Here is an 11,864-nt window from a genome sequence, read left to right as displayed (position 1 = left end):
CAGGACTTAAGTATTTGCAATCACCTTTAGAAATTTAAGGCTTTCAGTCTCCCAGTTGAGCACCGTCTGGCCCAGGTGATAATTCTTTAATCTGTTTTGGTATAAAGATCCAGGATCGCCGGCGTAAGCATTTATGCAATCGGCCAATGATTCTGCACTGTTTTTATCATATAATTTACCCGTGCCTGGATATTGCTGCATGAATTGTTTTTGGGCCTTTGTATCACTCGCAATAAGGGCCAATCCGCATTGGATGTAAGTAAATACTTTGTTCGTAAGACAAATGTCCCTGTTTAAGGATACGTCTGTTTCCGAGGCCATACCGATATCAAAGCTTATTGCATAATTGAAAAGTGCATCAGCGGGGATCGGCTCATGAAACCGGACCTGGTTTTTATGGAGCTTATGAAAGCTCAAAAGCTGAAGTATTTTCAGTTTGTATTCAGCCGGACATTTGCCAAGTAAATGGAGTTGTACAGGATGGGCTGTAATAGCCATTGCTTTAATGATTTGTTCAAGACCCCGGTTGGGGCCAACTGTTTGAGAAAACCAGAAAAGTTTTAAACAGCCACCGGTTTTATAATTTTGTTTCAGGTTCAGACTGGTCTTCCTGAAAACATTGTTGATGACCACTGGTTGCAGATCAGGATATAATTTGTGATAGAAAGCGGCAATAAGCGGACTGGCAGCAGTAAAATAATCTGTATGCTTAAAATACTTGGTTTCAATATATTTGTTCAGCAGGTACGTTTTATCCTTTTTGGAGGTAAACTGGCCAGAATGCATATCCTCGGCATCATATCCTACCCTGGCATTTGTTTTCTTTGCTGCCAGCACTGCAGTTGGCAAGGCCCCAAGGTTATGTGCGATATAAAGGTCTGTTTTTATTTGCCCGGCAATAGCAAGAGCCTCCCGATGCGTCCTGCTGATGGCATTTTCGGCTATTTGCATGCGTTTTATATAGCTGAAGAGGAGCACGCATATTTTCTGACGAAGCCTGCTGCGGAAGTAGGGTATTTTATCGCGTAATGGGGTGCCACCGCAATAAATATACATCTCAGGATTTCTATCAATAATCTCCTGATCAAATTTTTGGGCCCATGACTGATAAAAACAACAGATTACCTTTACCTGGTAACCCAGATTGTGTAGGGTTTCTGCCTCTTTAATCAGCCTGGGATTGGTAGTAGGCTGTCCTGTTGTAATAAAAGTGATCCTTTTCAACGCCTGTTTATCGCCTTTCTGTAAAGGTTTTCATATTGTTTGCCCAGCACAACGGCATTAAACCTGTCTTCAGCAGTACCACGACATGTAAGCCTGCTGACCTCTGGGATGTGGCCAACCGCGGCAATCATTTCGGTAAGGGTATTGCATACAAAACCATTTAATCCATTAATGACCACTTCGGGTATAGCGCCCCTGTTAAAACCAATTACCGGTGTCCCGCAAGCCAAAGCTTCGGCCATTACAATACCAAAAGGTTCGTCCCAGGTTACCGGCATTAACAGAGCATAACTGTTTCCAAGTAACTCGTTTTTTTGAAAATTGTTTACCGGGCCAATATAGCTGATCTGCACATCGTCTATAAATGGTTTTACTTTGGTGCTAAAATATTGCTTGTGGGTTTCTTCTGCAGGGATATTACCGGCAATAATTAGTTTCCGGCCTGTTGTCCTTGCTACCTGTATGGCAATGGATGTACCTTTTTCTTCCTGTATCCTTCCTAAAAATACAAGTGGGGCATCAGCGGATACTGTTGCGTTAAACTGATATTCGTTGATGTTTACCCCATTGTAAATGGTAGTAACATTTGCAAATTTATTGATCTGCCTGGCTATGAAATTACTGCAGGCAGTAAAATACAAAGTATTTTTGAAGGCTATTTTTGTGGCTTTTTTTACCTGTGAAATAGTAGGGGGCAATTGATAGGATACCACCTTTGGTATCTTGCTCCACATCATCAAAGCGATATTGTTCATACGTCCAAAGGTGTGCAACACATCAAAATCCTGAAAAGCAATTTTTGCAGTTAAGGCATTAATCTTTATAAAATCTTTTGCACCATAATTTACGGATTCCTGATAGGCGATTAACTTACAACCGGCCTGTGAGTTTTTGTGCGCATATAGTATAACCTCATGGCCATTTCTCTGGAGTTCTTTGATCAGCAGGTAAACGATCCGTTCAATGCCCCCATATTGTTCGGGTGGTACGGGAATCAGTGGATTAACCAGGATGGCAATTTTCATTGATAGACAGTGTTTATGATGTTGAGCATTTGTTCAGCGCTCTTTTTTAAGCTGAGGTTTTCAAGAATATAATCCCTTGGACTGTAATGCCCCGAAATAACGTTTAAACGGAATGCTTCAAAATCATGGTAGAAGGACGATAAATCTTTAAATTTAGCTCCGCAGCGTTCATTGAAGAAGGGTACCGAGCTTGCCGGAATTACAGGATGGCCCCATTTAAAACGTGCGGGATCCATGCATAAGCCCATGTCCCATGCAAAAACTGGGACGTTCATCGACATTGCCTCGCAGCAGGCAAAACCCTGACTTTCATGGCCGGCAAGGAAGATCATCGCCCGGCATTTGTTTAAAAGCTTACGATAATCCCGTTCCTTATAGTTTCCGTACTTTATTTCTGTATAGGAATAACCTTTTTTATTCAGGTAGTCGATAATCGGATTCCTTAACATTTTATTGGTCGTTTCAATGTCCCAGTATATTTTATTGTAGATCAAAAAATCTATCTCCTTTTGTCCCTTTCCGGGTTTCCATTGCGCTGTATCAATGCCTGCGGGCCAGGTTTCACATCGTTCTGTCCCATAATAGGGCTTGTATACATTATTTGCCCATTCAGAATGCTGAAGGTATCTGGCTATGGGATAGCTGATGCATAAGTCCGGCCACTCACTGGGGTGTGTCACTAAGCTGATCCCCGCTATAATTAAATTTGGGTTTGTATATCCTTCCAGTGCATATCTGCCCTTACCTAGCACAACTACTTTATCCGCGGGACTTAACCTCTTAAATGGCCTGTTAACCACATAATCTATTTTTAAGAGGTCGAGCCCCTTGCATAAGTTCAAAAAAACTTTTTTAATCCCACTGGTCCTTCGGCCCCTGACCAGTCTTCTGATGATGGGCCTGATGAACCGGTCCCCTTTAACAAAGCGATCTTTTTCGGGTTCTTCCCTGTAATAAATGCACAGCTGGCTTTTCATCAATTTGATCTTTTTAGCCGTTCTTGCTGTTAACAAGCCGGGGCGAAGCTGAAGCAGGTTTGAAAAAAAAGGCACTGATCCGGGCTTGGATAATTTTTTCTGCAAAATATGATAAGGTAAAAGTAAGTATCGTCCATACTATAAACTTTTGCAGGTAAGCAGACATCGTTCCCGAATAGGGGTAGTATTTATTCACAATAAGCATTAAAGGCCAATGGAAAATATAGATGGCATAAGATATACTGCCAATAAAACTTAACCCTTTTAAAACTATTGCTGAGCATGTTTTTTCTGCAAATAGAGCAAGAGAGATCAGATAAAATAAAGTGGAAGCGATCCAGCGCGTATCCTCGGTCAGCCGTTTTGTGATGACCAGGTAAATGACCAGAAACAATGGCATCAGGTAAGACAGGATCAAAAAGAAGCGCCGGTAAGGCAGCTGCCTTCCGGCAAGATCTGAAATGATCAGGATGCAGAGCGGAAGGTTCCACAGGATTTCCAGGCCAAGTCCATGTTTGTTTTCGCTATACAAATTAAAACCTTTTAAAAACACGGAGCCTATTGCAAAGTGCTGATAAGACATAATTAGAAACATGTAGCTCAGGAAACTGACCTTAACTACTTTACTTGCCGGTAAAAGCCAGCAAATCCCGAGTCCAAATAACCAGAAGATATATCCGGTAGCATAGTCGGTCAGGAATGTGGGCACAAAAGGATAATAATAACCGATTACAGAAATGAGGAATAGTGGTATCGCAATGCTAATAATTTTTGGCTTTGCTAAACTTATCAAAGGAAAGAGCAGATAATAAACCATTTCATAATTGATGCTCCAGATTGGGGCAAGATTAAATTCAACCGGGATTTTAATGTTTAGATAAGGTAAGCTGTTTTGAAGCATCAATAAATTTCCCACGATAATCGGGAATGTATTTTTAGTGCCTAAAATGAACAGAAAGGCAAAAGCAAATAAATAAATCGGGTATAAACGAACCAATCTTTTTTTATAGAAAGTGTGAACGCTAAGGTGTGTTTCCTTCAATGCACCTAAACCAATAACAAACCCGGATAGCATAAAAAAAATGTAAACGGCTAATCCCCCCACTGTCAGATAGGATATGATACCAGCAGCCTTGTAAGTGGGATCGAGCCAGTTTTGCCCTAATCCATGTGCCAGAAAAACACCCAGAGCAGCAAATCCGCGCAGTCCTTCCAGCCGGTGATCAAATTTCACTTTAACCTTTACGGCTGGTGCAAAACGACAGTTTAAAAAATCTTTGTTCATAAGCCTGCCTTAATTAGCTTTAAGGTATGGGGTATTGAATGTTCAGAGAGTGCACGCTGCTGTCCTTTTTTTCGGATACCATCTCTAAGTGGTTTATCTTTATCAAGTCGCCCTATCTGGAAAATTAGTTCCTCAGAACTGGAGTAGCAGGCTATTTCCCGATCTATATCGTACAATAGATCTAATCCTTCGGTCCATTCTGTAAGGTAGCAGGCCCCAAGCATTGGAGCCTCAATATCACGTAACCTGGAGTATTTGCCGGGGTTTTTAAACGGAAACCTAAAAGATGGGAAGCGGTTGATGCCCAGGGTGATCAGGCTATGCCTGGTATGGTCAATATAGGCTTCAAAACTTAAATTGCCATTTAGCTTATCGCTAAGCTGCCCGTTAACGGCTACATTTACGCTCCGCCGGGCCATTTTTTGACAATAGGCTCCTAACCCGTATTTTTTAATGAATTGGACCTGGTTTATACCTTTGCTGATAAAGGAGTCCTGAGCTGTAGCGGGCTTGCTTTTACCAAGCCAGCCTGTTCCGTAAATTTTTAGGGTATCTATTTTTTCAGCTGTTTCATTAAACAATGCAATGCGCTGCTGGTCTGCGGACCCGATAAATGTGACTTGCTGAGATTCGGCAATATTTGTATTTCTATAAAGCGGATCAACCCACATGGGCATTGGTAAATGTATGTGTTTGAACCCTGCGTGTTTATAGGCGGCTAAGCTTTCGAATTCAGGTACCCAGTTCAGATCGAAGGCCCCGAATGCATTCGGGATCCTGTCAAACTCACGGTAATTGTCGCAAAAGAAATTAATGCAGGGGATGCCTGATTTTTTGATCTCATTTATCGCGTTTACATCAATTTGGTGCGGATATAAATAGCTTAAAAAAAAGTCTGGCCGGTTCTTTTTAATATAATCGATGGTTTTCTCCCATATTTGCACCCTCCATTTGTCAAGATCCGGCTTCGACAGGGGAAGCAGGCCCATTGCCCAATCGGCCCCAGGGCATTCGTCCCACTGATCACCCGCTTCCTCAATTCCGTTTTTTATATAGTACTGCCAGAAGGAATAGGCAGGTACGGGATAATGTTCAGGGCCCTGTAAGAAGGATAAAAAAATCTTCAAGCTTTTAATAAAAAATATTTACGGGATTTAAATGCATGCTTACAGATGTATTTAAATATATACCTGCCCCGCTGAAAGTTCTCTTTTCTAAAGCCCGAAAAGTAAAATAAAGACAGGAATGCATAGTAAAAGAAAGTGTAAAGTCTTCCCTTGATGATCAGATGCAGACGGTATTCATTGTGGAACCCATTTGCCCATTTATCGGCTTTATTGGGCCCTGGACTTGCAGCGCCATAGTGTAAAATCTTTGCCTCCGGCAAATAGTATAGTCTATATCCCGCTGCTCTGATGTAATAACTCCATTCGGTATCTTCCCCATACATGAAAAATGTTTCCGGTAAACGTCTGTTTTCAAAGATCTCAAGGATACTTCGGGGGAAAAGAAAAAATGTACCCCAGAGATATTGACTGTAAGCCTCTTTTTCAAGATCGGGCTGGATATTTTTAAAATAACTGAAAATATGATGCAGACGAAAGGTGCAGCCTACCAGCTTTCCTAAATCAGACCAGTGATGGGTGCATTGCTGTAAACTGCCATCGGTGCTGACGAGCTTTACACTTAATGCCCCAATCTTTTGATCCGACAGTATTTTTTTGCAGGCTAAATCTATTGCATTGTTCAATAGCACTGTGTCGCTGTTTAACAGTAATATAAGCGCTCCTGCTGCTGCACGGATGCCAGTGTTGTTTCCTTTTGCAAACCCGTAATTCCGAGGGTTCTTAACAAGCTTTATAAAAGGAAACAGTGCTTTAAACCGCTCAGGATCACATTCGGTCGAAGCATTGTCTACCACTATAATTTCATACTTACAAAAGGTATACTCCACAACAGAAGAAATGCAATCGGCTGTCAGCTGAAATGTATTGTAATTTATGATAATGATGGAGATCAAAATAACCTGCTAAATACTTTTCGGATGGTCTTGCCCATCCCATGCTGATTTGAATAACGGATTAGTTTTCTGGTATTGTTCTTTATCCTGAACGCAAATGAAATGGCCTGCACAATTTTGTACTTTCTTAAGAACCGTAATTCAGTCTCCAGCTCTTTTATCTTAATCATATAAATGTTGACCAGTACCTGGGCCCCAAAAACATGATTTGCCTGGTCAGGGGAATGTTGTCTGTAATGTAATACCGTCTTATTTGCCTTTTTAATTTGATAACCGCTTTTAACTATGCTAAAAAAAAGGTTATAATCTTCCGGTACCGTTGGGTTTGACTGATAACCTCCAACCTGTTCATAGCATATACGCCTAAACATAGAAGATCCATGTATAAAGTTTTCATGTTTTAGCCTCTCGGCTACATCTATATCTTCTGCTTCCGGGAACTGTATTTTGAAAAAGCCGTTGTGTACAGTAGATTGGTATTCCTTTTTAGAATCGGTATACATTTTCTTTGCCCTGCTGCCAAAAAATAAAAAATCTGTATAAGCAATGCCAACACACGCATGTTGATGGAGTATTCCTGCACATTCTTCTATATAATTTGATTGAAAACGATTGTCTGCCCCTAAGAAAACAAGATATGAGCCGGTTGATAAGCTAACTGCTTTATTGAAGTTTCTGATAATTCCAAGGTTTTCAGGGTTCTTTATGTATTTGATCCGGTCCGGATGTTTCTTTTGAAAAAAAAGGGAGATCTCGGCTGTCATATCTGTTGAGCAATCGTCGGCAATGATAATTTCATCTGCCGGGATAGTTTGCCTGAGTACAGATTCAATGGCCTCTGCCAGGAAGTGCCCGTAATTATAACAGGGAATAATACAAGATATGGTTTGGTCAGAAAAGCGATGCTTTTGGGTTACAGTAACCCGGTTCAAGGTGTAGATGTTCGTGTCAGACCCCTGGTGGCAGGACACAGCCCCTTTAAAACGTTTGCTAACCTCAGCAACAACCTTGTCGTTAAAATTTCCATAAGGATATGCAAACCATTTTAAGCCATGTTTTTCAAAGGGTATTAGTTCATCAGGCACTGTCAGTTCCTGATGAATCAGATCTTCGTCGTAAGTTGCTTTAAGATCAGGATGGCTTTTCGTATGCCATTGTATCCTTCCCCCCATTTTTTGCAGAATTTGCAGGTCATCAACAGATGCAAAATCAGCCTGTGGTTCTACACTGTCAAATTCATTGGTTTTTCCTATGTAATCGCTGGTTACAAATAATTCAAATGGGTAGGAAAATTTATGTAAAATTGGAGCTGCGTAAGTCAGAACATTCTTATAAACCCCGTCAAATGTAATGACCACCTGATCCGGATCTTCCGGATCGTAATCATCCAGATAAACAGCCTTCCTGTTTTGCAGTTCAAACATTTGTCTGTAAAACCCATCGGCAGTCACCCACCACATTGTTGGGCTTTCGAGGTCAACTTTATGGTACATTAAGATCATTTCTGGTAGACCTCCAATCTATGCAGATATTCTTTATAAGGATAAATATGTTCACGAAAAAGATCATAAGGAAACCTGCAATTGTACCAGTCATTAATATGAACGGAAACCAGTATGCCGTTTTTATTGAGTAACCGGTCGATGATCACAAAAATTAAATTTGATGAGGCACCTATATATTGTGGATACAATACTCCTGTAACCACAATCAGGTCAAAAGTCTTTTCTGTATGATAAAGTTCAAAAATATTCTGCTGCTCAAAAAAAATGTGGGTAGCCTTATTGTTTTCACATGCGTATTTAATGGCATTCTCAGAAAGATCGACCCCCAGTATTAAATTACCTGGTAAATCCTGCGTTATAAAACCATTGCCGCAGCCAATGTCCAGTACAGTTTCATACTCCCTGTCCGGGAGCTCCGTTAATAATATTTTTTTTCTTTTGATATCCTCCGTATCTGCCCCGTATTTCCAGGGGTCATTGGAGTCATACCATTTTTCAAGCTCTTTTTTTGACTGAATCATATACTAAATGTTGAATTCCCATGAATGCGGAACGGCAAGCGTCCCCCATTGCGGGTTAACGGTTTTCCCAGATCCAAAATAATCTGAATGGGTTACCGTTAATGTTTTTGCAGAAGTGATATAGTCCTCTAAACCATTATCCGATGATATAAATGCATTAAGTTGATAGCTGCCTTCAATAAGAGGCAAACTGGAAATTGTACAGGTTATCTTATTGGTCAGGATCAGCCCCTGCCCACCGGTAAAATCAGTAGAGATGCTGATGAGCCTGAAGCCATCCCTTGTCCAGATACTGATCCCTGCTTCCCTGATCTTGATGTTTCCGGTCTTATTTTGAAAGGAAATCACTATTACCAGGGGTTTGAAAGTTGTAATGACTGCGGGTAGAATATCAATCTTTTCGATTCTTACACTGCCTATACCTTCCCGGTTTTTTCGTGCTGCAATTGGGATTTCACTTTCCTGCACCTGATTAGCTAAATAACTATCTATTGTGGTCGAAATGCTGCCGGTTTGAAGGATTTCTCCATTTGACAATAAAATCCCTTTGTTGCAAAGTCCGCTTATACTCCCCATATGATGGCTCACAAAAAGTACCGTTCTGCCTCCTCCTTTACTCAAATCGCCCATCTTTCCCAAACATTTCTTTTGAAATTCCGCATCACCCACAGCCAGAACCTCATCGATAATGAGGATCTCCGATTCCAGATGTGCAGCAACTGCAAAGGCAAGCCGAACATACATTCCTGAAGAATATCTTTTTACAGGTGTATCGATATACCTTTCTACCCCTGCAAAATCTACGATCTCATCAAACTTTCGTTTGATCTCTGCTTTGCGCATCCCTAAAATCGCACCGTTTAAAAATATGTTCTCCCTGCCGGTCAGTTCCGGATGGAAGCCTGTACCTACTTCCAGTAAACTGGCTATCCTGCCTTTTATTTTTACAGAACCGCTGGTAGGGGCGGTTACCCGGCTTAAAATTTTTAGCAATGTGCTTTTTCCGGCACCATTACGGCCAATGATGCCTATGGCATCGCCCTGTTCAATTTCAAAATCCAGGTTTTTTAAGCTCCATACCAGGTCGCTTTTAGCCCTGGTATTTCTGTCATTGGTCTCCCCGATGCGAAGAAAGGGATCCTCTTTGCCCCGCAGCTTTGCCCACCAGCGTTCCAGATCCCTGGAAATTGTACCGGTTCCTATTTCACCAAGCTGATAAGCTTTGGAAAGGTCGCTCGCTTTTATCACGATGTTGCTCATGAATTACCCTAAATTGTATCTACAAATGTTTTTTCAACCTTATTAAAAACAACAACCCCTAAAAAGGTAATGCAAAAAGTTATGAACGTACAGTAACCCAGGTTCTGCCAGCTAAAACTACCTCTTCCAAGAAAGCCATACCTGAAAGTTTCTATGATGGGCGTCATGGGGTTATACTCAATGATCCAGGCATAGGCCGGATATTTTTCCAGCGCAGTGGATAGGGGGTAGATGACTGTAGTGGCATACATTAACAACTGTACCCCAAAGCTTACCAGAAAGCTGAGGTCGCGGTATCTGGTCGTCATTGCCGAGATGATCATCCCTAAGCCCAGGCCCAGGCAGGCCATCAGTACAATGAGTACGGGGAACAGGAGCAGGTACCAGTTTGGTCCAAAATCTTTGCCGGTTAACAGGTAGTAAACAATCATCAGGACAAACAACAGCATTTGTACCCCAAAGCGCACCAGGTTAGAGGCCACAATGCTAAGGGGCATGATCAGCCTTGGAAAATATACTTTCCCAAACAGATTGGTATTGTCTTTAAACACAGTACTGGTCTTGTTCAGGCAATCTGAAAAATAGTTCCAGGCAGTAATGCCCGCCATGTAAAACAAAGGCTGCGGAAGCCCGTCGGTCGAAATCCCGGCCAGGTTACCAAAAATGAAAGTGAAGGTGATAGTGGTAAAAATGGGCTGGATAAAGAACCAGAGCGGGCCCAGTATGGTTTGCTTATAAAAGGAAACAAAATCGCGCTTCACCAGCAATACCAGCAAATCCCTGTAATGCCATACATCCCTGAGCTTAAGTTCAATCAGGCTGTTTTTTGGCCTGATCTCCATGTCCCATGTTTCTTCAGTTACAGGCTTCATTTTTGATTAACCGTTCTAAGGTTTGCAGGTAATGCTGCTGACTAAAATATTTTAAACATTGTTGCTGAATGCTTTTGCGTGCCCCAATGCTTAAGGTGCGGCCAAGGTTCCGGAGGATGGCCTGTTCCAGGGCCCCGATATCATCCGGATCAATGGCTGTACCCATCTCCTGGTTTTTCACTGCATCCACACTGCCATCAGCATTGCCGCAGATGATGGGTAAGCCGAAGGCCATAGCTTCTATAAACACAATCCCAAAGCCTTCTTTCTTGCTGGGCAATACAAACAGGTCAGCCAGTAAAAAATGATCGGCCAGTTCTTCAGCTTTGATATAACCTGGAAGTATAAAATTATTGCCCAGGCCGTACTGGCTTGCCAATTGTGTAAGGCGTAGCTTTTCAGCTTCATCATAAGGTCCTGCAAGCACATACTGTATATTGTTCTGACCGAGATTGCCAAGGGCTTTTATCACCTGATCATAACCTTTATACTGTTCTGTAACGGAAATGCGGGCCAGCGTAAATACAATTTTCTGATCTGTATTTAATTCGTACCGTTCCAGTAAATACCCGGGTTTATGGAAATGTTCAGGAAAGGTGATAAAGGGGTCGACTGCGTTGTTGACCACTGTACACTGTTCGGGTGCAACCTGGTGTAAGGCAATAACTTTCTCCTGTGTATACCTGCTTACACAGATTACCTTACTGCAAATTTTCCAAACCGACTTTTTCCATAACCTTAAGGGGCGCCAAACCTCTATTCCATGTGCAATAAGCCAGATCTGGCAATTTGGATTAAGCAGGTATATTGCCCAGCCGAGTACCGATAAATTGATGTGGCTTAGTATAACCAGGTCTGCCTTCTTTCCTGCCTTTATGCTCTCCCACATAAATTTCAGCCTGTTTTTGCGAAAAGCTTTAAACTTTTCTTCCGCTAAATATTCGGGCATTAAGTCGGTTTTCCGGTCGCATAAGGAATACAGCTCAGCCTCCCATTTATGTTTTGCACCCAACTGCTGTAAGCCGTAAGCCAGTATCCGGCCCATTTTCTGTATACCGCCCGTGGCACAAAATGTTTCCAGTGTGAGCAGCAGAATTTTTTTAGACATTTGTTTTATACTTTCCAGTCATTGGGCCTTGCCCATAGCTTCGCCCCCTAAGTCACAGTTCTTTTTT

General features: G+C 41.8%; 11 protein-coding genes. All 11 read right to left on the bottom strand.

Features of this window, described 5'->3' with window-relative positions; all coding sequences use genetic code 11:
• Positions 1-6: 6 nt before the first annotated feature.
• From PHEP_RS19465 to PHEP_RS19415, 11 genes are read right to left on the bottom strand one after another with little or no spacing between them, the layout of a single operon-like run.
• Complete coding sequence (locus tag PHEP_RS19465; protein WP_015809703.1) at positions 7-1,224, bottom strand: glycosyltransferase family protein; 1,218 nt, start codon at positions 1,222-1,224, stop codon at positions 7-9.
• On the bottom strand, positions 1,221-2,249 hold the full coding sequence (locus PHEP_RS19460) for a glycosyltransferase family 4 protein (protein ID WP_015809702.1): 1,029 nt from the start codon (positions 2,247-2,249) through the stop codon (positions 1,221-1,223). The genes PHEP_RS19465 and PHEP_RS19460 overlap by 4 nt, the downstream gene beginning before the upstream one ends.
• Positions 2,246-3,226 (bottom strand): glycosyltransferase family protein, encoded by a 981-nt coding sequence (locus PHEP_RS19455; RefSeq protein ID WP_015809701.1) that lies wholly within the window; start codon positions 3,224-3,226, stop codon positions 2,246-2,248. The genes PHEP_RS19460 and PHEP_RS19455 overlap by 4 nt, the downstream gene beginning before the upstream one ends.
• A 13-nt stretch (positions 3,227-3,239) precedes the next feature.
• Entirely contained in the window at positions 3,240-4,511 is a 1,272-nt protein-coding gene (locus PHEP_RS19450; protein ID WP_015809700.1) for an acyltransferase family protein, read from the bottom strand.
• Positions 4,508-5,638, bottom strand: a complete 1,131-nt coding sequence (locus tag PHEP_RS19445) for a glycosyltransferase family protein (RefSeq protein ID WP_015809699.1) — start codon at positions 5,636-5,638, stop codon at positions 4,508-4,510. The genes PHEP_RS19450 and PHEP_RS19445 overlap by 4 nt, the downstream gene beginning before the upstream one ends.
• The gene (locus tag PHEP_RS19440) at positions 5,635-6,531 is read right to left on the bottom strand and encodes a glycosyltransferase family 2 protein (protein WP_015809698.1); all 897 of its coding nucleotides are present in this window, start codon (positions 6,529-6,531) and stop codon (positions 5,635-5,637) included. Before PHEP_RS19440 ends, PHEP_RS19445 begins: the two co-directional genes overlap by 4 nt.
• Positions 6,528-8,024: a glycosyltransferase gene (locus tag PHEP_RS19435; protein WP_162141672.1), complete on the bottom strand. Its 1,497-nt coding sequence runs from the start codon at positions 8,022-8,024 to the stop codon at positions 6,528-6,530. The genes PHEP_RS19440 and PHEP_RS19435 overlap by 4 nt, the downstream gene beginning before the upstream one ends.
• Before the next feature lie 5 nt (positions 8,025-8,029).
• The gene (locus tag PHEP_RS19430) at positions 8,030-8,557 is read right to left on the bottom strand and encodes a class I SAM-dependent DNA methyltransferase (RefSeq protein WP_015809696.1); all 528 of its coding nucleotides are present in this window, start codon (positions 8,555-8,557) and stop codon (positions 8,030-8,032) included.
• A gap of 3 nt (positions 8,558-8,560) precedes the next feature.
• Positions 8,561-9,817, bottom strand: coding sequence for an ABC transporter ATP-binding protein (locus PHEP_RS22385; protein ID WP_015809695.1), 1,257 nt, complete (start codon positions 9,815-9,817; stop codon positions 8,561-8,563).
• A gap of 8 nt (positions 9,818-9,825) precedes the next feature.
• Positions 9,826-10,689, bottom strand: a complete 864-nt coding sequence (locus tag PHEP_RS19420) for an ABC transporter permease (protein ID WP_015809694.1) — start codon at positions 10,687-10,689, stop codon at positions 9,826-9,828.
• Positions 10,673-11,797 carry a glycosyltransferase family 4 protein gene (locus PHEP_RS19415; RefSeq protein ID WP_015809693.1) on the bottom strand — a complete coding sequence of 375 codons (1,125 nt, stop codon included), beginning with the start codon at positions 11,795-11,797 and terminating at the stop codon, positions 10,673-10,675. The genes PHEP_RS19420 and PHEP_RS19415 overlap by 17 nt, the downstream gene beginning before the upstream one ends.
• Between the last annotated feature and the right edge of the window lie 67 nt (positions 11,798-11,864).

Origin of the sequence: Pedobacter heparinus DSM 2366 (assembly GCF_000023825.1) — a bacterium.
GTDB lineage: Bacteria > Bacteroidota > Bacteroidia > Sphingobacteriales > Sphingobacteriaceae > Pedobacter > Pedobacter heparinus.
Note: the sequence above shows the minus strand (reverse complement) of the source record. Positions and strands in the feature narration are given on the sequence as shown.

What these genes read in the sequence shown, in the direction of transcription:
- PHEP_RS19455 (WP_015809701.1), bottom strand. Translation starts at nt 3,226, where the DNA reads ATGAAAAGCCAGCTGTGCATTTATTACAGGGAAGAACCCGAAAAAGAT.
- PHEP_RS19420 (WP_015809694.1), bottom strand. Translation starts at nt 10,689, where the DNA reads ATGAAGCCTGTAACTGAAGAAACATGGGACATGGAGATCAGGCCAAAA.
- PHEP_RS19415 (WP_015809693.1), bottom strand. Translation starts at nt 11,797, where the DNA reads ATGTCTAAAAAAATTCTGCTGCTCACACTGGAAACATTTTGTGCCACG.
- PHEP_RS22385 (WP_015809695.1), bottom strand. Translation starts at nt 9,817, where the DNA reads ATGAGCAACATCGTGATAAAAGCGAGCGACCTTTCCAAAGCTTATCAG.
- PHEP_RS19460 (WP_015809702.1), bottom strand. Translation starts at nt 2,249, where the DNA reads ATGAAAATTGCCATCCTGGTTAATCCACTGATTCCCGTACCACCCGAA.
- PHEP_RS19430 (WP_015809696.1), bottom strand. Translation starts at nt 8,557, where the DNA reads ATGATTCAGTCAAAAAAAGAGCTTGAAAAATGGTATGACTCCAATGAC.
- PHEP_RS19450 (WP_015809700.1), bottom strand. Translation starts at nt 4,511, where the DNA reads ATGAACAAAGATTTTTTAAACTGTCGTTTTGCACCAGCCGTAAAGGTT.
- PHEP_RS19435 (WP_162141672.1), bottom strand. Translation starts at nt 8,024, where the DNA reads ATGTACCATAAAGTTGACCTCGAAAGCCCAACAATGTGGTGGGTGACT.